Source organism: Mariniradius sediminis, from assembly GCF_021491425.1.
Taxonomy (GTDB): domain Bacteria; phylum Bacteroidota; class Bacteroidia; order Cytophagales; family Cyclobacteriaceae; genus Mariniradius; species Mariniradius saccharolyticus.
Genome location: NZ_JAKEVZ010000001.1, coordinates 124,082 through 144,642 on the forward strand (window position 1 = coordinate 124,082; position 20,561 = coordinate 144,642).

General features: G+C 45.7%; 15 protein-coding genes. 9 read left to right on the top strand and 6 right to left on the bottom strand.

Annotated elements, in window-relative coordinates; all coding sequences use genetic code 11:
• Window positions 1-29: 29 nt before the first annotated feature.
• Window positions 30-2,093, bottom strand: a complete 2,064-nt coding sequence (locus tag L0U89_RS00530) for a GAF domain-containing SpoIIE family protein phosphatase (protein ID WP_234860109.1) — start codon at window positions 2,091-2,093, stop codon at window positions 30-32.
• Between the two features lie 90 nt (window positions 2,094-2,183).
• On the opposite strand from L0U89_RS00530, the gene L0U89_RS00535 reads away from it, so the two are divergent.
• A complete protein-coding gene (locus L0U89_RS00535) occupies window positions 2,184-2,903 on the top strand; it encodes a DUF4197 domain-containing protein (RefSeq protein WP_234859740.1) in 720 nt (239 codons plus the stop codon).
• On the opposite strand, the gene L0U89_RS00540 is transcribed toward L0U89_RS00535, so the two are convergent.
• A complete protein-coding gene (locus tag L0U89_RS00540) occupies window positions 2,904-3,212 on the bottom strand; it encodes a DciA family protein (protein WP_234859741.1) in 309 nt (102 codons plus the stop codon).
• 19 nt (window positions 3,213-3,231) lie between these two features.
• A complete protein-coding gene (gene hemW / locus L0U89_RS00545; protein WP_234860110.1) occupies window positions 3,232-4,359 on the bottom strand; it encodes a radical SAM family heme chaperone HemW in 1,128 nt (375 codons plus the stop codon).
• Window positions 4,360-4,404: 45 nt separating this feature from the next.
• On the opposite strand from hemW, the gene L0U89_RS00550 reads away from it, so the two are divergent.
• The 8 genes from L0U89_RS00550 (at window position 4,405) to porN (ending at window position 13,665) form a co-directional block, all read left to right on the top strand.
• Window positions 4,405-6,129: a BamA/TamA family outer membrane protein gene (locus tag L0U89_RS00550; protein WP_234859742.1), complete on the top strand. Its 1,725-nt coding sequence runs from the start codon at window positions 4,405-4,407 to the stop codon at window positions 6,127-6,129.
• A gap of 9 nt (window positions 6,130-6,138) precedes the next feature.
• Complete coding sequence (locus L0U89_RS00555; RefSeq protein ID WP_234859743.1) at window positions 6,139-7,266, top strand: DUF4271 domain-containing protein; 1,128 nt, start codon at window positions 6,139-6,141, stop codon at window positions 7,264-7,266.
• 33 nt (window positions 7,267-7,299) lie between these two features.
• The gene (locus L0U89_RS00560; protein ID WP_234859744.1) at window positions 7,300-8,073 is read left to right on the top strand and encodes a uroporphyrinogen-III synthase; all 774 of its coding nucleotides are present in this window, start codon (window positions 7,300-7,302) and stop codon (window positions 8,071-8,073) included.
• A gap of 74 nt (window positions 8,074-8,147) precedes the next feature.
• Window positions 8,148-9,119 (top strand): PorP/SprF family type IX secretion system membrane protein, encoded by a 972-nt coding sequence (locus L0U89_RS00565; protein ID WP_234859745.1) that lies wholly within the window; start codon window positions 8,148-8,150, stop codon window positions 9,117-9,119.
• Between the two features lie 119 nt (window positions 9,120-9,238).
• On the top strand, window positions 9,239-10,333 hold the full coding sequence (porK, locus tag L0U89_RS00570; RefSeq protein WP_040479019.1) for a T9SS ring complex lipoprotein PorK/GldK: 1,095 nt from the start codon (window positions 9,239-9,241) through the stop codon (window positions 10,331-10,333).
• A gap of 49 nt (window positions 10,334-10,382) precedes the next feature.
• On the top strand, window positions 10,383-11,183 hold the full coding sequence (gene porL, locus L0U89_RS00575) for a type IX secretion system motor protein PorL/GldL (RefSeq protein ID WP_008624752.1): 801 nt from the start codon (window positions 10,383-10,385) through the stop codon (window positions 11,181-11,183).
• Window positions 11,184-11,219: 36 nt separating this feature from the next.
• Window positions 11,220-12,821: a type IX secretion system motor protein PorM/GldM gene (gene porM, locus L0U89_RS00580; protein WP_234859746.1), complete on the top strand. Its 1,602-nt coding sequence runs from the start codon at window positions 11,220-11,222 to the stop codon at window positions 12,819-12,821.
• Window positions 12,822-12,858: 37 nt separating this feature from the next.
• The gene (porN, locus tag L0U89_RS00585; RefSeq protein ID WP_234859747.1) at window positions 12,859-13,665 is read left to right on the top strand and encodes a type IX secretion system ring subunit PorN/GldN; all 807 of its coding nucleotides are present in this window, start codon (window positions 12,859-12,861) and stop codon (window positions 13,663-13,665) included.
• A 21-nt stretch (window positions 13,666-13,686) separates the two neighbouring features.
• Here porN and uvrC read toward each other — a convergent pair whose 3' ends face one another.
• The 3 genes from uvrC to porW form a co-directional block, all read right to left on the bottom strand.
• Window positions 13,687-15,498 carry an excinuclease ABC subunit UvrC gene (uvrC, locus tag L0U89_RS00590; RefSeq protein WP_234859748.1) on the bottom strand — a complete coding sequence of 604 codons (1,812 nt, stop codon included), beginning with the start codon at window positions 15,496-15,498 and terminating at the stop codon, window positions 13,687-13,689.
• A 64-nt stretch (window positions 15,499-15,562) separates the two neighbouring features.
• On the bottom strand, window positions 15,563-17,848 hold the full coding sequence (locus L0U89_RS00595; protein WP_234859749.1) for a penicillin-binding protein 1A: 2,286 nt from the start codon (window positions 17,846-17,848) through the stop codon (window positions 15,563-15,565).
• Window positions 17,849-17,871: 23 nt separating this feature from the next.
• Window positions 17,872-20,490: a type IX secretion system periplasmic lipoprotein PorW/SprE gene (porW, locus tag L0U89_RS00600; RefSeq protein WP_234859750.1), complete on the bottom strand. Its 2,619-nt coding sequence runs from the start codon at window positions 20,488-20,490 to the stop codon at window positions 17,872-17,874.
• Between the last annotated feature and the right edge of the window lie 71 nt (window positions 20,491-20,561).

Genomic DNA, 20,561 nt, shown 5'->3' on the forward strand with positions numbered 1-20,561 from the left:
GTTTAAAATACGCTTTTTCAGGTTAGTGGTTATGAATGAAACTTGATGACCATCATCGTGAAGTCGTCGTCTGGGATTCCCGTCTCCCCGACAAAATCAAATACTTGGCTGATGATGTATTGTTGGATTTCCGCGGCCGCGAGTCGATGCGAATCCTTTAGGACTGATTTCAGTCTTTCATAACCGAATTCCACCCCCATTTTGTTTTTTGCCTCGATGATACCGTCTGTGTACATCAGAAAGATGTCACCCGGTCCATACCCGATAGATGACTCGTGGATATAGCGCCCATATTGACTGTTGCGTAAGATGCCCAAGCCGAGGCCATCCGAACTCAGGTATTCCGCGTTTTCCGATTTGGCATTGTAATATAGCGTTGGGCAGTGGCCGGCACGGCAATACCGGAGTTCCTTCCTGTTGGTATCAAGGTGGCAGTACGTAGTCGTGATAAAATGGTTTTTTTCGAGACATCTGCCCAAAGCGACGTTGGCCTTTTCGATGAATTCAGTCGGATTGGGGTTTGTCTGTACCAAGCTGTGGAAAATACCCTTCATCTGTGACATATTGAATGCCGCTGAAGTACCCTTGCCCGATACATCACCGATGATGATGGCATACTGGCCTTTGTCCAATTCCTTGGTTTCGTAATAGTCTCCGCCGACTTCGTCCGCTGCCTGAGAAAAGCCGCAGATATCAAAAGTTTCGTCGTGATGCAAAACCCGCGGCAAAAGGCTTCGCTGTACCCTTTGGGCGATCTTCAATTCTTCCTTATACCGCTCCGTGCGGATGGCGTCGCTGAGCAAACGATAGTTTTCGACGGAAATACACGCCTGCCCCACGAAGGTGGTGATGATGTTCACCATTTCTTTGTTGAAACCGTCCTTGACTTCTTTGGCAAGAATGAGCCTGCCGATCGTTTGCTGGTTGACCACCAAAGGGACGATGAATGCTGACTGATAGATCGGATGTCGGAGTTTACCCAGGTATTTTTTCGAAAGGTTATCGGAATCCGACCATGAAAAATCCGAGAATGGCTTTGTACGCTCGATGAGTTCGGTGATTTCGGACCTGATTTGTGCATCAATGAAGCGCTCGTGCAGGATTTGTTTTTCATTTCCAGGCGCGACCATTTCCAGCCAGCCGGCATCCGCGTAAGAAGCACTCATGCTGGAATCCACCAAAATATCCAAGACTTGGTTTTCGTCCTGGCCTGGCTTGATTGATTGACTGAGACGCTGGAAATTGATCGCTTCGACGAGCTTCTGCTCAAAGACCGAGGAAGTCGGCAAATTGAACAAGGTGACAAGGAAGCTCGAAAGTGCGTAAAGGAACACAAAGGTGGAAAGCCCCATCAAAAATAGACTGTCCGTCAGGTTGACAAATGCAATATCCGAATCACTATAGGACAAAAGTTCCAAGAGTAGGTAACTCGTACTCGCTATGATGATGGAAAGGAAGAGGATCGATTTCCACTTTTCCTTGAAAGTCAGATAAGGTATCCACTTCAGATTGATGGAAAGCGTTGCCGAGAAAATGCCCAAGAATACCAGCCCGAAAAGGAAGCTGTAATCCATGACGTTGCCATTGATGTACACAAAAAACATACTGACCAACAGCAGCACTTCAAAGGCCTGCCACTGTTGGACGACTTTCTTGGTTTTCTGATAGAGGATCAAGTGACGCCACAGCAGGGCATTCGAAATCAGAAAGATTGAAACCAAAGCAAAAATCACGTGGTAGAAAAAGTTGGAAAGTAAGGGGTCTTGGGCCAGCCTGGTTTCTCCGAGCATTTTGTAAAACATATTGACCCCAAATGCAACTATCAAGGCCAACAGTCCCGTGGATGCGCCACGCCAAATCATGTTCAGGAAATCCGTATTCTCATTTTTCTGTAAGGAATCGTTGTAAAAAACGTAGACAAGGATAAAAAACAGGATCTCCAGTGTGTAGGAAATCTCGGGGGACATGGATGGCGCCATGCCGTTTACGAACTGGAAAATCCTCGTGATGTCCACAAACAGCAGCGACAGCCATGTCAGAATGGCTAGCAACAAACTTACTTTGCCAATATTTAGTCGCGGAAGGTTGAACATCATAGGTCGGAGACACAATAATAATTAAACTAACTTAATTATCGCGACCGCGTAAAATGCCATTTGTCCAATTAACTGTAAAAAGACCTTATGCGAGTTTATAGAATTGCCCTGCTTGCTCTCCTTGTTTTTGCTTCCAGCTGTGCTTCCGCCCAAATCAACAAGCTGCTCAAAGATGTCACTTCAGGTCAGATGTCCCTTTCCCAAGATGAAGTTGCCGCAGGTCTCAAAGAAGCGCTAGAGCAGGGAATCGTCAAGGGGACCGACTTGGCCTCCAAGACAGACGGGTATTTCGAAAATGACCTAATCAAAATATTGCTCCCCGAGGATGCCCAAAAAGTCGAAAAGACGCTGCGGCAAATGGGCTTGGGCGGGGAAGTGGACCGTGCCTTGTTAGCGATTAACCGTGGCGCGGAGCGTGCAGCCGTGGAGGCAAAGCCGATTTTTGTGAATGCAATCAAGCAAATGAATATCCAGGATGCCTTAGCCATATTGAAAGGAGAACCTACAGCTTCCACAGACTTTTTAAAAAGGACCACCAATGCCCAACTGGTAGAACTCTTCAAACCCAAAATCCAAGCTTCTTTGGATGAAGTGGGAGCGACGAAATACTATGGAGATTTGGCCAGCACCTATAACAAAATTCCCCTGACGAGGCAAAAAATCGATCCTGACTTGAATGCTTATGTGACCCAAAAGGCAATAGATGGATTATTTGTATTGATTGCAGAAGAAGAAAAAAATATCAGGCAAAATCCTTTGGGAAGGACGAGCGACTTGATGAAAAAGGTTTTTGCGCAGCAGGATTGATCAAAGGACCACGAAATCCTCTATTACCCCTTTTCCAAACTTGCTCTCAATCAGGGCCATCACCTTGGAGCGGTTCATATTGAGTTCGTTCTTGACCGGGCCAGAGCTGATCTTGACGAACAGCTTTTTGTCTTTGATGAAGATCCCCGAGGTCCGCTTTGCCACGGTCTGCCCCATCAGCTCGGGCCAAGCCTGAATCAGCAGCCTTTCATCGAACTTGTCCTTCAGTCGGTAGGCTTTCAGCAATTCTTCAAATGCCTCCTGAAGGGGTGCAGCGTCTTTTCTTCTACCGCTTCCTCTGTTTTCCATACTTCAAAATTACCTCAAATTATCCGATGAACAGTGACGCAGCGATACTGTCTGCCAAAAACTTTCCTTTTCTGGTCAGAAATAGGTGATTGTCTTTCAAGAGCACCAATTGTTCTGAATAAAGTTTGTCAAGCAGTTTTGCTTTTTTAGCCATAAAATCCACACCGGAAAGCGACGACACAAGATTGATGTCAAGGCCCCAAATCGTCCGAAGCGATGTCAATATATATTCATTGACCCTATCTGCACCAGCCAAAGTCTCTGCGGTATAGGGAGAAGGTCCATTTTCCATCCCTCTGATGTACCGGGCGTTGTTGGCAATGTTAGCACCTCGGTTTTTTCCGTCATAAGAATGCGCACTTGGGCCGATACCGAGGTAGGGGACAGATTTCCAATAGTTGGTATTGTGAAGGGCGAAATTCCCGGGCTTACCAAAATTGGAGATTTCGTATTGGATGTAGCCCGCGCCTTCCAGTCTATCCAGGAGGATTTCGAACTGCTCGGCAGCAAAATCCTCGGTCGCGGATTGGAATTTCCCTTTCATTTCCCAATTGCCCAGCACAGTTTTTGGCTCTACGGTCAGACAATAGCTACTTATATGTCCGGGGTCTTGTTCCAATGCAATGTCAAGGTCTGCAAGAAATATCCCATGGTCCATGGCGGGAAAGCCATAGATCAGATCGATCGACAATTTGCCAAAGCCGGCTGCCTTGGCACGCTGAATAGCGAGGAGAGATTCCTCTCGGGTATGCGCACGGTTATAAAATCGGAGCACATTTTCATCAAACGTTTGGATACCGATACTCAGCCGATCTATTCCGAGAGCCTTCCATTCTTCCAGATTTTTATCCGAAAGGTCGTCCGGATTGGCTTCCAAAGTCACTTCCTCCAAGTCAGTCTCATAGTAGGTGCTGATTTGCTGCATGATCTTTTTCAACAAATCAGTTGGAACCAGAGAGGGCGTCCCCCCGCCAAAGTAGACCGTTTTGATAATTTGGTCTGATCCAAGAAAATCCTTCCTCAACTCCAGTTCCTTGCAGATCGCCGAAACCATCACTTCCATTTGGCTCGAGTTGGTGCTAAAGTGGAAGTCACAGTAGTGACAGGCGCGCTTGCAAAAGGGAATATGGATGTAGATGCCGGACAATTTGTTTACTTTTAGCCCCAAAGATAGGTAAACCCTTCCTCCATTTTGAAAAGAGATTTCCTTCTGCGCTGCTGCCTGATTGTTGCTTGTATCCATTCGGCTTACGCCCAAAACCAAAAATGGCTGCGTTGGGAAGTGACCGGCGCGATGCAGGCAAAAGAGGAGCATTTTTTTAGGGATTCATTGGTTTTGAGCGATTTTGTAAAAAGCAAATACCAAGAATTGCATCAGGCTGGCTTTTTGGTTCCCCGGGAAAAAGTGGTCCGGAGTTCGGCGGATTCCCTTTGGCTTAGGGTGGATTCGGGCGATCGGTTTTCGTGGATAGAGTTGGGTATTGGAAATGTCGATCCTGTGCTCCTTGTAAAAGCAGGCGTGGACCTGAGAAGGTTTTCCAACAAGCCGCTGGATTATCGGCAAGTAGCACGGATGATGGAGTCGATTATTGCCGAATCAGAAAACCGTGGCTATCCTTTTGCAGCCCTGCGCCTTGACAGCCTCCGCAGATCGGGAACTGACTTCGCTGCGAGTCTGCACCTGGAGGAAGGACCCTTCATTAGTTTTGATTCGGTCAAAGTAACCGGAGACTCACGCATCAAACAAAAGTTTCTCTCCAATTTCCTTCAGATCAGATACGGCGAGCCTTTTTCCCAAAAGAAAGTTACGGAAGGGATCTCCCAAATCAAAACGCTGCCTTATTTGCGTTGGGAAGACACGCCGGAGCTCAGCTTTCAAAATGAACAAGCCACACTTTACCTCCCCCTTGCAGACAGAAAGATCAACTCCTTGGACGGTATCATAGGTTTCTTGCCCAACGAATTGGATGGAAACAAATTGCTCATCACGGGGCAGGTCGATATCGCCCTTTACAACGTCGGAGGCAGGGGCCGTAATTATGAGCTCCATTGGCAGCGATTCAACCAGCAGTCCCAATCCTTGCTTGTCTCCGGGTGGGAACCTTTGTTATTGGGAACGCCGATAGACATGGGCTTGAGTTTTTCACTCTTGAAGGAAGACACCACTTTTCTGAATAGGGATTTTAAATTGGAATTTGGATCCCGAATTCTGCGGGATGGGTACCTCAAGTTTTTCACACGAAGACAGGCAGGGGATTTGTTGGCTGTAAATGGACTGGAAAACTTGACGGAATTACCCAATTCGGGGGATTTCAGGTTCAATAATTATGGAGTGAACTACAGGCATCTGTTGCTCGATGATGTGTTTTTCCCCAGAAGGGGAATGGCAGCGGCCTTGGAGTTCTCGATTGGCAACAAAAATATCCTTCAGAACACCGCAATTCCTTCTGAGTTGTATGCCGACATCGAAATGAAGACCCTTCAGTATTATTTGACCGCCATGATTGAGAAACATTTTTATCTCAGGCCGCAATGGGGTATTTGGACAAGGCTATCGGGTGGGGTGGTAGATAACGAGAATCTATTCCTCAACGACCTATTTCGCCTTGGAGGCCTTCGTACGATCAGGGGTTTCAATGAAAACTTCTTTTTTGCGAATCAATACCTTTTCCTCAATGTAGAACCGCGTTTTTATTTTGATACCTATTCATATTTTATGATTTTTGCCGACCTTGGAAGTATGGAGAACGCGGTCTTGTCACTTCCCAGGGACAACACCTTTTCTGCTGGGATGGGTTTGAGTCTGGAGACCGGCAATGGCGTTTTCAATTTTGTGTACGCTCTGGGCAGATCAAATACGCAAGATTTCGCATTCAATCTTTCAAAAATTCACTTTGGATATACTGGCAGGTTTTGATTCATGGCAATGGCGCAAAAAATAGTGGCTGTTTTATGGGTGCTGATGATCGGATGCGGCGGAGCCTTTTCGCAGGTCCTGGAAAATTATGGGCCTAGGATTTTGGAGAACTATTCTGCCACTCGGATAGGTGCCTATGATCAAATCGAAGTCATGGTTGACCTCCGATCTTTTCCAAAATCCGATCTGAAGGTCGGGCTGCCAGAGGGCGCGGTTGTATTTTGGGAGGATCGACTCTGGATCATGGCAAAAAGTGACACGACGATCGTCCTGCCGGTGACGTTGGTTTCTGAATTTGTGGGCGAAAATTTGGCCTCCGAAAATAAGCTCACAATCATTAGCCCCGAAATCAACCCTGGAGCGGTTATTCTGCAAAAGGGGTATTTCTCAAATGAAGAACAGGCGGCGGCACCGGTATTGATCATGCCCCGAAAGGTAGATCCTCTACAGCCTGAGTACAGGATAAAGTCTGCGTTTCCCGATTTCTTTTTCGTTGCCCTGGTGAGTGTGTTGCTGCTCGTGGCCATTTACAAATTGATTTATCCATTCGTATTAGGTATGATTATCACCCCCACTTCGGTGGTGTCTGCGGAGGACTTTTCCGAAAGTACCGGATTACAAAAGTTCTTCTCCTTGGACGTCATATTCTTTTTGTTGATCATCAACATGGCCGCCTTTCTGTTGCTTATGCTGCTAGTCGATGTCACTGATAGGGAAAGTTTGCTTTTTATAGTAAGAGGCGATCTGAACCAGTTGTTCCTATATTGGCTGCTCGGGTCGCTTGTCATTACCGGGTTGGGTGTACTTAAGTTTTCATTTCTGCAGGCATTCGGGTTCCTGTTTGAACTCAAAAAAGTAGTTGTTCCCCATTTCTTTTATTTGCTTCGCATTATTTCCATAACAATATTCGTTATCGCTTTTGTTGTCGCTGTGATACATTTAAATAATTTCATCGATTTAGAAATTACCGTACAATATTCGTTATATGCCTTTTTTTGGATTTATTTGGTTGGTGTTTTTCTCCTGTATTGGATCATGAGCAATAGGGTGCCCTTTAAAAATTACCATTTATTTGTTTACATTTGCACCACCGAATTGGTGCCTCTTTTGGCAATTTCCAAGATTGTCATCGGCTGATTCGATGCAAACGTGTTAAAGGCTTAGTACATTATGACTAAATCTACCAAAGACAGATTGAATCCGGTCAGGAGTATTTTGGTGTCACAGCCGAAGCCAACCGACGAGAAGTCACCTTATTTTCAACTTGCGGAAAAGTACAACCTCAAGATAGATTTTAGGCCATTTATACAGGTCGAGCCGGTTTCCGTAAAGGATTTCCGAAAACAGAAGATCGATATACTCAAGCATACGGCGATTATCTTCACAAGCAGAAATGCGATAGATCATTTTTTCACGATCTGCAAGGAATTGAAGGTTGAGATGCCGCCTGAGATGAAGTACTTCTGTATTTCGGATCAGACAGCACATTATCTTCAGAAGTATATCGTCATCCGCAAGCGCAAGCTGTACGTGGGACAAAAGACTGCTGCGGATTTGTTTGATTATTTCAAAAAGCACAAATCCGAGAAATACCTGTTTCCATGTTCCGACATCAGGAAGGACGAGATTCCGGAATACATGGCAAAAAATAATATCGCCTACACAGAAGCGATCATTTACCATACCGTGGCGGCGGATTTGTCGGATTTGAGGGACATCAAATATGATATTTTGGCGTTCTTCTCTCCGTCGGGTATCAAATCCTTGAAGCAAAACTTCCCCGATTTCAAACAAAACAACACCAGGATCGCTGCCTTCGGCCCTACTACTGCCAACGAAGTGCGCGCCCAAGGATTGATATTGGATATCGAGGCACCCATGCCGAATGCGCCAAGTATGACCGGTGCCTTGGAATTGTATATCAAAAAGGCCAATAATTTGTGAAGTTTTTAATCTTTTCTGGTGAAAATGAGTTTAAATGTGTAGAATAGAGTTTTCACGAAGAGAATTATTCATTCATGAGTAAAATCCACAGTTTTTTGTCCACCGGTTTTTGGTTGCTTTTGGCAACAAATTTTTTGGCGGTTCTCGCACATGGGCAACAGGACGCACAGTTTACCCAATACATGTACAACGGCCTCTATTATAACCCTGCATTTGCGGGGAAGGATGGGGGCTATCGATTTTCGGCATTGCACAGGACCCAATGGTTGAATTATACAGGGACAAATGGTCCGGCGCCAATTACACAACTCCTTACTGGTTCGGCAAGGATCAATGATACCAAGCTGGGCCTTGGGATCAATTTCGTAAACGACAATATCGCAATTTCTACTAACCAAGAGCTCAATGTGTCATTGGCGTATCACATACGTCTACGACGCGGCCAACTCAGTTTTGGAGCTTCTGGAGGGATGTATTCAAGTACGATCAAATTTGATGAGCTTTTCTCGGTCAATCCAGATCCAAAAATCCCGCAAACCGGCAGCGAAACACAGATGAATATCAATTATGGAGCGGGTATATTCTTTGATAAGATAAAATATTACTTCGCCCTGGGTAGCCGACACATCAACCAGCCGGTGTTTGATTTCGCGGGCGGTGAAGTTGACAATCAACTTATGAACCACTCCTATCTATTGGCAGGGTATCGCATCAAGACCTTTGCACAATGGACCTTCGAACCGAGTGTCCTTGTGAAATCTGTCTCCTTCAATAATTTTTCCTATGATTTGAGCGTTATTGCCACGTACAACCAGAAAGTAAGCGCTGGTGTAGCATTCAGGGGAGAGGAATCGGTATCAATGTTGCTAGGTTATAGTATCCTTCGAGACAACTCCCTCCGTTTGGGATATGCCTTCGACTTGGTTGTCAGTGGGCAGCCTGCAAAGGCTCCGACGAGTCACGAGTTCATGTTATCCTATGTGCTTCCCGACGTGACCAGGGATTTCCAACGTACGATACAAAGGACTCCGAGGTTCCGGTTCTAAAAAAAAATCTTGGAAATTTGCCCAACTGATTTGTGTAATTCTAAGATTTTACTTTAATTTTCGCTCTTGTAGCTACTCAAAAAAGTGGTTAAAATTTGGTAAATGGTTTAATGTAATTTATGTCTAAAAAAATGAATTCACGCGTTTTGAGCATAATTTCGGCACTTTTGGTGGTAGGGTTACTACCAAGTTGCGGACTTTTGGGCAAGAAGGGATCTGCCAGTGAAAAAGCTAACCGAAGAGGTGAAGTCACGGGCGTACCAAAGCGAGTTGTGTGGCAACAACTCCTACCTATGGACATGGTGCCTATCAAGGCAGGGACTTTTTGGATGGGCCAAGCCGACGAGGACATTGCGTTTTCGCAGTCGTCTTTGAACAAGCAATTGACCATCTCCGAGTTTTACATGGATAAGTATGAAGTATCCAACAACAAGTACAGGCAATTTGTAGAGGCAGTTCGTGCCGGTGAGTATGCATATGCTACTCCAACGACTTTGAAGGACGCTCCGACCTTCGACCTCAACACCGTGTTGCCTGATACTACTGTATGGAACACGAGCTTCACCTACCACTATGGAGATCCGTTGATGGAGTTCTATTTTGACCATCCGGCATTTGACAACTATCCGGTAGTAGGCGTAAGCTGGGAGCAGGCACAAATGTACTGCCAGTGGAGAACCTATCACCTCAACGCAAACGACAAGTACGAATTTGACTATCCTGCATTCCGCTTGCCTTCAGAAGCCGAATGGGAATATGCGGCCAAAGGCGGAAAAGAAGTTGCCAAGTATCCTTGGGGTGGTCCATACCTGAAAAACAAGCGTGGATGCTTGATGGCAAACTTCAAGCCTGGAAGAGGTAACTACATCGACGATGGGTTTGCTTACACAGCACCTGTAGATGTATTTGCTCCAAATGGCTTTGGTTTGTACAACATGTCAGGAAACGTCGGCGAGTGGGTACTCGATGCCTACAGCCCTGTTGCAGGTGCCTTGACTTGGGATTTGGATCCTAGGTATGACAATGCCAACGAGAAAAGAAAAGTCGTTCGCGGCGGTTCTTGGAAAGACATTGCACACTATTTGGAAACCAGTACCCGTACTTATGAATTCCAAGACGTAAAGACTGCACACATCGGTTTCCGTACTGCCATGACCTATTTGGGCAGATCAGGTTCCATGGATGTAAGCAACAACAGAAGAAGAAAAAGATAAACTCTAAAGATACCTTAATCACTCTATCACCTTTTACTTTTACACAATTATGGCAAACAACAAACACTCCTTCAAACATCAATTCTACACCGTCATCATGCCAAAAATCTACGGTATCGGTGCAGCAGTTGTAATCCTCGGCGCAATGTTCAAAATCCTTGACTGGCCTTTCGCCAGCTTGATGATTGGTGTCGGTCTAACTACAGAAGCTTTGATTTTCTTCCTTTCTGCTTTCGAACCAAGGCACGAAGAGGTAGATTGGACAAAAGTCTATCCAGAGTTGGCTGGTGAAGAGCCCGCCCAACCAAAGGCATCCAAAGCTGCAGCAAAAGATCCACTCGCGGCTAAGTTTGACGAAATGCTCGCCAACGCCAAAGTTGGTCCGGAACTGATCGACAGCCTTGGAAAAGGAATCCAAAACTTAGCTAGCTCAGCTGAAAAAATGGGCACTATTGCAGACGCAGCAGTAGCTACAAATGAATATGCTACAAACGTAAAGACCGCTTCCAAAACCTTGGTTGATATCAATCAGTCTTACGGAAAGACAGCAATGGCATTGACAGAACTTTCATCCGCTTCTCAGGATGCGAAAGAATATCACAATCAAGTGGTCACTGTGACCAAAAACCTTTCTGCATTGAACAATGTGTACGAAATGGAGCTTTTGGATGCCCAAACACACCTCAAGACTTTGAATAAGTTTTATGCCAACGTGGCCACTGCAATGGAAGGCTTGACAGAAGCTGGAAAAGAAACAGAACAGTTTAAGAGCGAGTTGGCCAAATTGAATTCCAACGTGAGCTCTCTCAATAAAATCTATGGTGGCATGTTGACAGCCATGAAAGGCTAAGCCTGATTCATAATTCATCAAACGTATTTAGAAATTATGGCAGGAGGTAAAGAGACACCTAGACAGCGGATGATCGGGATGATGTACCTTGTATTGACAGCGTTGCTGGCATTGCAGGTAAGTAACCAGATTCTCCAGAAGTTTGTGCTTTTGAATGATGGAATGGAAAGGACTTCGAAAAACTTTATTGCGAAGAACGAGTCCACCGTAGCATCCATCGCAGGCGCAGTAGAACAGCAGGGCAACAACGTAAGAGACGTGCCCAAGGTAGAAGCGGCAAGAAAAGTCAGGGAAAAGACTTCAGAGGTCTATAAGTATTTGGAAGATCTGAAAACAGAATTGTTGACAGTGTCCGATGCGAAAAATGATCAAGGTCAATTCAAAAACTCCGCTTTGAAAAACGTGGACATTGCCGGCAACATTTTCAACAACAACCGCAAGGGTTTCGAGATGCAGGAGAAGTTGAATACGTATCCAAAGGAGATATCTGAAATTCTTAAAGGGTTGAATATCGAAATGTCTTTTAATGACATCGCGAAAGACGCCAAGGATATCGACATCTTCAAAAACGACCCTGATGTCAGGAACAAGAATTTCGTGTTCTTGAACTTTGTGAAGTCTCCAGTAGGTGCCGTAATGGCTTTGATTTCCCAATACCAAAATGAAGTTTTGAACATCGAAGCAGAGTCACTGAATGCAATTTTCGGTTCAATCGGTTCGTTCTACTACAAAGCAGATATCGTTGAGGCTAGAATCGCTGCACTCTCCAATGTGGTTGCAGCCGGTACCAAGTTTCAAGGTGACATGTTCATCGCATCTTCATCTTCATCAGCGACTCCAGTTATGCGTGTCAACGGCAGAGATGTTCCTGTAGAAAATGGATTTGGAAAAATTGAATTCACTGTTCCGCCTGCAAGTCAATATGACGACCGTGGATTGGCAAGATCAGTCTTGAAAGGCGAGATTGTGACAAACGTAGGCGGCGAAGACAAGGTATTGCCAATCGAATACGAATATTTCATCGCTCAGCCTGTCATCAAAGTTACTTCTGAAGTGGTAAACCAGCTTTATGCGGACTGCGCCAATGACCTGATGATTGATGTACCCGCTTTGGGAAATACCTACGCACCTGCCTTCACGATTAGCAACGGTACTTTTATCCAAGGAAGCAAACCAGGCCAAGTGACTGTAATTCCTGGAGCCTCCGGAAAAGTTACGATCGGCGTAAGCAGCGGTGGAAACAAAATAGGAAACGTTGACTACGATATCAAGCCAGTTCCTGCACCAACAGTAAGGTTGTTTGACGGCCGTGGACAAATCGACTTGAGCGTGGCTTATCCTGCACCAGGTCCTTCTACATTGATGGTAAGGGCAATCCCAGAAGCCAACTTTGGAAGAACCATGGCGAAAGATGCCAAGTTTGAAGTGACTGGCGGTGAGGTTATCCTATTGAGAAATGAAGTTCCTCGGGAAAAAGTGAACATCACGGGAGAAAACGTAGCGATTCGTAACCTGTTGGCATCTGCAAAAAGTGGTGACAACTTGGTGATAAGGGTAACGGAAGTAACAAGAACCAACTTCCGTGGCAACAAGATCAAGAGCAATCAACCTGAAATCTACAGGATAGCGATCAAATAATCACAGGCCGGAATGATCCGGCCAAAAATTCAGGAATATGAAAATTTATCCTAAAATCATCGGTCTATTTTCCTTGTTGCTCCTTGGTGTCGATGCCATGGGCCAAGGTGCTACCAGCGTGACTCCTTCGAGGGCTGGAGATAGGCAATTCAAGATGGATACTGTTTTTTCAGCCCATCCGATCCGCGAGGACGACAAAATGTACCAAATCTCTGTATGGAGAAGGATCGATCTGAGGGAAAAGTACAACCAGCCGTTGTACGGTTCAGGTGATACGAAAAATGACGGGATCATCAACCAAATCTACAAAGCAATCGTCGAAGACAATGCCTTGGAGGTATTCGCTGATGAAGAGTTTACCCGCCCGCTGTCCATTTCTGAATTCCAAGAGAATTTCTGGATTGCTGCCAATGGAGACAGTATTTTCGTGAAACAACTGTACTACTTGGATTTCATGGAGCATTTTGTTTTCGACAAGCATCATTCCCAAATCAAATTTGATGTCAAACACATCGAATTGGTGATGCCTTCACAGACAAATGCCAATGCTGGTCAGAAAACCATCGGCTTTATCCGGTTCAAGGATTTCTACAACCACTTCCAAGAACATCCGGAAGCTAGGTGGCTGATTTTCCAAAACTCCGCCAAAAACCTAACCTACGATCAGGTATTTGACCAAAGGCTGTTCAGGTCAGTAGTAAGGAGATACACGAATCCAGACAATGCTTACATTGCGGATATGGTCAATCCAAACCATCCGAATCCGGAACTGCAGGCCTATCTCAACTCTCTGGAGTTTGAGCACAAGCTACTCGACTTCGAGAATGGACTATGGGAATGGTAAAAAATCCAAAAGAAGAGCGGGCTAATCCCCGCTCTTTTTTTGTTGTATCGTGTTGAAGACTTTTTCCGCTTTGTCTGTCCCGATCACTGCTGCCAAGCTTTCCACATCGGCTTCTTTGATCTTTTTGACCGATTTGAAATGTTTCAAAAGCTTATTGGCCGTTGCTTCGCCGATCCCTTCGATGTCCGTGAGCGTGGTATTGAAAGCCTTCTTACTGCGTACCTGTCGGTGAAAGGTAATGGCAAAGCGGTGGGCTTCGTCTCGGATTTTTTGCAGGAGCCTGAGTGACTCAGATTTCTTGTCGATGTGAAGAGGATATTGATCTTCAGGGAAATAGATTTCCTCCAGGCGTTTGGCGATACCAATCACGGGCACTTTGCCATAAATCCCCAATTCCTTCATCGCTTCCACTGCTGAAGAGAGCTGTCCTTTTCCTCCGTCGATTACAATCAGGTTGGGCAGGTCTTTTTCCTCCTCCAATAGCCGACGGTAGCGACGACCCACGATTTCCGTCATGCTCGCAAAGTCATTGGGCCCTTCGACGGTCTTTACATGAAAGTGGCGGTATTCTTTTGTCGCGGGTTTTCCGTTGAGAAAGCAGACCATACTGGCTACCGGATTAGTGCCTTGGATATTGGAGTTGTCAAAGCACTCGATATGCCTGGGGATTTCCTTGAGGGAAAGGTCAGCCTGTAGTTGTTTGATGACTCTGTCTTTTTTGTCTTTGACTTCACCCGCGCTGAGGAGTTTTTCGGTTCGGTAATACCGCGCATTCTTTAGAGATAGTTCTACAAGTTTCTTCTTATCGCCAATTTTTGGAACTGTTACATTCATTCCCTCAAACTCCTCTTCCAAGGGGATATTCGCAATGATTTCCTCTGCGTCAGAATTAAACTGGTCTCTGAGTCGGATGATTGCCGTAAGTAAAAGTTCGCCTTCCGTTTCGTCCAGTCGCTTTTTCAGCTCAACGGTTTTGGTGATGATGATGGCTCCATTTTTGACCTTGAGGTAATTCACATAGGCGGATTTCTCATCGGATTCGATCCCAAAAACGTCCAAGTCCTGGATGGATGGGTTTGCTACCAAGGATTTGGCTTGGTATTTTTCGAGGAGGTCAAGTTTGTTTTTGAAATAATGTGCCCGTTCAAATGCCAATGATTCAGCCGCCTCCAGCATGTTTTTTTTGAGGAAGGTTTTCGCTGCGCCTAGGTTTCCTTTCAAAATATGCTTGGCATGCTCGATTTCTTTGAGGTAATCTTCTTCTTTTTGCAATCCCTCGCAAGGGCCGAGGCAGTTGCCAATATGGTATTCCAAACAGATCTTGAATTTTTTTGCTTGGATATTTTCAGCGCTGAGATCCAGTCTACAGGTGCGTATGGTAAAAATACTGCGGATCAGTTCCAATACGTTGTTCATCGCCTTTACGGATGCGAATGGTCCGAAATAGGTTCCGCGATTGGGTATCAGTTTGCGGGTCGGATAGATTCTGGGGAATGGCTCTTTGGTCAGAAGGAGGTATGGATAGGTCTTGTCGTCCTTTAGAAGGATATTGTACCTTGGCTGGGTTTTTTTGATCAGGTTGTTTTCCAACAAAAGCGCATCCAGCTCGTTTTCCACGATCGTGATTTCAATTTTCTGGATTTCCTTGACCATCCGTCTGGTCTTGTAATTCAGACCCGTGCCCTTTACAAAATAGCTACTGACCCTTTTTTTAAGGCTTTTTGCCTTGCCTACATAGATCAGTTCCTGTTCGGCATTGAAGTATTTATAAACCCCAGGCAAATCCGGTAGTGAATTGTAATCTGAAGCTTGGAACGACGAACTGGTCAACATAGCCTACAAATATAGAAAAACAGCCGGGTAGGCTGTTTTTGCAAATTCTTGAGATACGGTAGATTTAGAAATCGGTTTTCTTCGGATCGTAGTCAAAGTCCGTAAAGCCGCGATTTTCCAACTCATACTTAGCGCAGTCAATCTCAATGCTCAATGGTCTCTCCGGCAGTGGAAACGGTCCCCTTGTGTATCCCAAGGTCTCGTCGGCATAGACTTTGGCCATATATTTTACCCAAATAGGTCTCGCAGTTTGGCTACCTTGGCCTGAAATCCAGCTTCTGAAATGTATAGCCCGATCATCGCCGCCAACCCAAGCTCCAGAAACCAAGTCTTTGCTCATCCCGATATACCATCCATCGGAGGCATTTTGGGTTGTTCCAGTTTTTCCTCCCAATTGGTTGCCTTCACGAAGGGTCCAGGGCACTCCTTGGCTTGTCCCTTGGGATTCCTCAAACCCACCCCTCAGCATGTATGTCATCAGGTAAGCATGTTCCTCACTCATTGCGGGTCGTTTTTTCGGCGTAAACTGCTCGAGGACATTGCCATTTTTGTCCTCTATGCGGTCAATATAAAACGGAGTAATATGCTCTCCTTTATTCACAAAGGTGCCCATGGCACCTACCATTTCCAATACTGACACATCGCTTGTACCCAATGCAAGAGCCGGCACCTCTTCCAAGTCACTTGAAATACCCAATCGATGGGCTGTTTCCACAATGACTTTTGGTCCGAGTTTTTTCATCATAAATGCCGTCACGGAATTGATGGATTGGGCCATTGCCAAGCGAATGGTCATTTTTTCATAGGAGAATTTGCCGTCGGCGTTGCTTGGGCTCCAGGTCGGTTGTCCGGGAATATTGATTTCGACGGGTTGGTCAATGACCGTATAGCAAGGGCTGTAGCCATTTTCGATCGCAGCGGCATACACAAAGGCCTTGAAGGTAGAGCCTGGCTGACGCTTGCTGAGCCTGACATGGTCAAATTTGAAGTATTTGTAATTGATACCTCCGACCCAGGCCTTGATGTGACCAGTATGTGGATCCATGGAGACAAATCCCGTCTGGAGGTGTTTTTTGTAATATCTCAGTGAATCCATCGTACTCATCGTGGTATCGATTTCACCTTTTTGCCAGGAGAAAATACGCATCCGTTTTTTCTGGTTAAGAATGATTTGGATGGAATCGGACCCGGCACCGTATTGCTTTACCAAGTTTCTGTAAGCATCGGTACGCTTGACCGCGGTCTCTAAAAAATCGGGAATTACACGTCCGCCGTTGTCAATCCAAGGATCGCGCGTACCCATTTCCTTTTCAAATTTTTTCTGAAGCTCCCGCATATGTTCATCGACAGCTTCCTCGGCATAGCGCTGCATGCGACTGTCGATCGTCGTGTAGATCTTAAGGCCATCTCCAAATAGGTCGTAGGGAGTACCGTCTGGTTTGAGGTTTTCTTTGGTCCATTTGATCAAATCCGCCTTGATTACTTCCCTGAAATAAGTCGCCAAACCTTGGTTTTGGTTGAGGACTTTGTAATCCAACTCAATCGGCAGCTGAGTCAGCGAATCATGCGCTTGTTCAGAAATGAAATCATATTTTTCCATTTGACCCAAAACTGTATTTCTCCTTCGGATGGCATTCTCTGGATTGAAAACAGGACTGAATCGCGTAGGTGCCTGGAGCAGGCCGACCAAAATCGCCGATTCCTGGATATTCAAATCAATGGGTTCTTTGTTGAAAAAGGTTTTGGATGCCGTCTTGATACCATAGGCATTGCTTCCAAATTCTGAGGTGTTGAGGTACAAGGTCAGGATTTCATCCTTGGTATAGGACTTTTCGAGCTTCGCAGCCACGATCCATTCCTTGGTTTTGATGATGAGCATCCTCAGGCCGGGCACTCGGCTGAGAATCCCCTGACTGTCTTGGTTTCTGGTCTTAAAAAGATTTTTTGCAGTCTGTTGGCTGAGCGTACTTCCTCCGCCTGCCCCTTGCTGCAGGATGATGGATTTGAACAATACCCTTCCCATACTTTGGAAGTCAATTCCTGAATGGTCCTGGAAGCGTACGTCCTCGGTGGCTATCAGGGCATTGACCAAATTCGGCGAAAGTTCATAATAACTCACCGGGCTACGGTTTTCGCGGGCATAGTTTCCCAACAAGATTCCGTCGGAAGTGTAGAGCTCGGATGCAAGTTCGCTTTGGGGGTTTTCCAACTCCTTGAAATCGGGCAATTCACCAAAAAGGCCCAGAAAATTGGCGCTCACTGCCCAAACAAAGATGATGAAGCCCAATAATCCTGCTCCAAACGCTATCCAAATGTATTTGATGATTTTTTCGGTGGTGATATTCGCCATTGTAGAAAGTATCGGAAAGGTATTTAGTACGCCTTTTTGTAGAAATTTCTGTATTCGTCCAGGTTTTTCCTTCGGTTGAGTTCTTGGAAGTTCTCTATTGATATGAGAAAGCAGTTACCCTTTTCTTCATCTGAAAGGATGTTGGACTGGAAATCGGACATGAACTTGTCCCTGTAGGTAATCCCTTTTTCGGCATTACTGAAAGGGCTGATAATGAATATAACATTTTCCCTCCCCATGTTCATATTGCCGGTCCGCAGCTTGAAGCTTGCGAAATTTTGGCTGTGGAACAGTTCCAAGTCCCCCAAGAGGTTTTTGGATTCCCGCGCTTTCTCCGGGTCCATTGCGATCACAAATATATGGGTTTGGTTAGGATTATCTTTGTAAGGGCTTTCAGCTTCCTCGGCCTCAGTTTCGACGGGGACTTCTTCCTCGGTAGTTTCCGCAGACTGCTCTTCGGGCTCGCTTTCGCCTGCTTCTTGTTCGGCAGATTCCGGCCCAGTCAATAGTCCAAGCATATTTCTTGCCATATTTACCAAGGGCTCATCCTCCGAGGTTTGGATGAAGTTTTCCAATTTTTCTTGGTAGAGGTCTTTCGAGTCGATTTTGCCCGTGACCATGATATCCAACAGCAGCAGCCGATCGGTGTTTTTTGTCAAAGGAAACTGCTCAAGTGTCGAGCGGATTTTCTGTCTCGATTCGGTGTATTGCTTGTTTTGATAAAGCTCGTAGGCTTCTTTGTAACCACGGGAAGATTCCAGATACGCTTGGTTTCCCGATATTTTTTCGGGATTGTTGATCGAAAGTGTAAAGGGCGAGTTCGGGAATTCCCGATTTAGCCGCTGTGCATAGATGTCTGCATTTCCGCCGGTTTCCTTTTGGGCCAGATACAAGATGTAGTAGGCCTCGGGTTTTTTCACCGAATTTGGATATTTGGTGATCAGGCTTTCGAGGTTTTCGATTGCAATGAGCGGAACATTCAAATCGAAAAACAGGATCTTGCCAAGCTCAAAATAAGCCTCTTCGAGGTCCAGTCGCATTTGGTTGATTTGCTCGGGATTGCTCGGGATCTTGGAAAGCAGCGTCTCCAGTTCCGGAAGTTGGGAAAGAATGGGGTTTTCCGGCTCCGCTCCAAGACTGTCGGTTTGGCCAATCACATTGCCTTGGCTGGAAGTTGGAGTTTGGAAGCTTTGGCTCGCCCGTCGCCAATTGTCTTGCAGCGGCCTGTTGCCCCAGTTTCGCGAAAAATCTATGCTGCCTTGCTGTATGGCAAGGGCGTTTTCAAAATAAAATGACTGTCCAGAACCACGGCCGCTGAAGGCTAACAAATTATCGAAGATGCCGGTTGCCTTGGGCTGGTCTTTCTCCGCTGCCATCTTCAGCAGGCGCTCTTCTTCTGCTTTGATGAAGTCCTGGGCAATTCGTTCCTGCGCTTCGCGGCTGAGTTCGCTCAGCTGGAGAAGGCTGTCGTTTCTGCTGACCGTCAGGTAATTTTCCACATATCTATCCAAGACTTCCTTGCGGGCCATAATGTCCTCATACGGAGGGTCGACTGGGCGGAAATTTGTGGCGGCACTATCCAGGAAATATTTGGAAGTGACGAAATCGTTCCTGATTTCAAATGCAATATCCGCCAGTTTCGAATAGATATAACCTTTTTGTATTGGATTGTTGCCATCTTCCTTTGCAGCACGGATCAAGAGTCTCTCGGCTTCTTCGACATCACCCTGTTTCAATTCAAAAACCGCCTTCTCATAAAGGATCACATCACGCAACTCCTTGTTTTTGGTGTCCTTATAAAGATCGTCATAATAACTCCTGACGCGCTTTACGTCTTTGCCGCGGTTGAGGTCGGCAACCTGCTGCGCATACAACTGGGCAAAAAAGTACCGCTCATAAGGGGGATTTCCACGTAGGGATTTTTGGTAATAATCAAAAGCCAAAGAATTGAGCCCTTCCCGCTGGTAAAGCTGGGCAATGATGAAGTTGGTGCGGGACAACTCTTTCTTGTTCTTCGTGAAAGCAAGTGACCGGTCCAATGCCCCGAGTTTGCCATTGATTTCTCCCCTTTTGTCGTAATAGTATGCCAGGTTCTTGTACAGGTGGAACTTGTTGTCGGAGCTGATCCCTGTTTCCTTGGTGAGATAGTCGATGATATAATTTGCATCTTCGAAATTTCCCAAATCGGTGGAAATTCTAAGGAGTTGGATGAGGCTTCTGTGCCTGATTTTCTTCTTTTTTGAATTGACGTTGAGGTATTTGAATGTATTGGAAGCATCGTCAAATTGTGCCTCGTAATAGTCCGCCATGCCCAGGAGGAAATAGCTTGGATCTACCCATTTGGATATTCTGTGCCAGTCGACGGCCTTGGAAGCAAACCCTCGTGCATCCTTGAGCAGTTCTTTGTTTTCCTTGATAAAAGCACTGTCAATGCGATAGAAAACAGGAAGTACCTGTGTGAAATCCTCACGGTGATTGGCCTGGATGCCAGCCTCAAGTTCCTGGATTTTTGCGTTGGCATAATAATAGGCATTGTATTTTGCCGTTGTATTGTGGAAGGCCCGGTTCAAAAAAGTGTTCCGCTCAGAAGAGCAGGCCATCAAAAAAAGCAGAAATACAAACGGGGAAATCTTTTGCTTCATGGCTTAGCCGTAGACTTTGGGTTTCCAAATTACTGTAAATGGTGTAAATTAGTAAACGCTTCGGCGGAATA

What these genes read in the sequence shown, in the direction of transcription:
- L0U89_RS00530 (WP_234860109.1), bottom strand. Translation starts at nt 2,093, where the DNA reads ATGTTCAACCTTCCGCGACTAAATATTGGCAAAGTAAGTTTGTTGCTA.
- L0U89_RS00535 (WP_234859740.1), top strand. Translation starts at nt 2,184, where the DNA reads ATGCGAGTTTATAGAATTGCCCTGCTTGCTCTCCTTGTTTTTGCTTCC.
- L0U89_RS00540 (WP_234859741.1), bottom strand. Translation starts at nt 3,212, where the DNA reads ATGGAAAACAGAGGAAGCGGTAGAAGAAAAGACGCTGCACCCCTTCAG.
- L0U89_RS00555 (WP_234859743.1), top strand. Translation starts at nt 6,139, where the DNA reads ATGGCGCAAAAAATAGTGGCTGTTTTATGGGTGCTGATGATCGGATGC.
- L0U89_RS00560 (WP_234859744.1), top strand. Translation starts at nt 7,300, where the DNA reads ATGACTAAATCTACCAAAGACAGATTGAATCCGGTCAGGAGTATTTTG.
- L0U89_RS00565 (WP_234859745.1), top strand. Translation starts at nt 8,148, where the DNA reads ATGAGTAAAATCCACAGTTTTTTGTCCACCGGTTTTTGGTTGCTTTTG.
- porK (WP_040479019.1), top strand. Translation starts at nt 9,239, where the DNA reads ATGTCTAAAAAAATGAATTCACGCGTTTTGAGCATAATTTCGGCACTT.
- porL (WP_008624752.1), top strand. Translation starts at nt 10,383, where the DNA reads ATGGCAAACAACAAACACTCCTTCAAACATCAATTCTACACCGTCATC.
- porM (WP_234859746.1), top strand. Translation starts at nt 11,220, where the DNA reads ATGGCAGGAGGTAAAGAGACACCTAGACAGCGGATGATCGGGATGATG.
- porN (WP_234859747.1), top strand. Translation starts at nt 12,859, where the DNA reads ATGAAAATTTATCCTAAAATCATCGGTCTATTTTCCTTGTTGCTCCTT.
- uvrC (WP_234859748.1), bottom strand. Translation starts at nt 15,498, where the DNA reads ATGTTGACCAGTTCGTCGTTCCAAGCTTCAGATTACAATTCACTACCG.
- L0U89_RS00595 (WP_234859749.1), bottom strand. Translation starts at nt 17,848, where the DNA reads ATGGCGAATATCACCACCGAAAAAATCATCAAATACATTTGGATAGCG.
- porW (WP_234859750.1), bottom strand. Translation starts at nt 20,490, where the DNA reads ATGAAGCAAAAGATTTCCCCGTTTGTATTTCTGCTTTTTTTGATGGCC.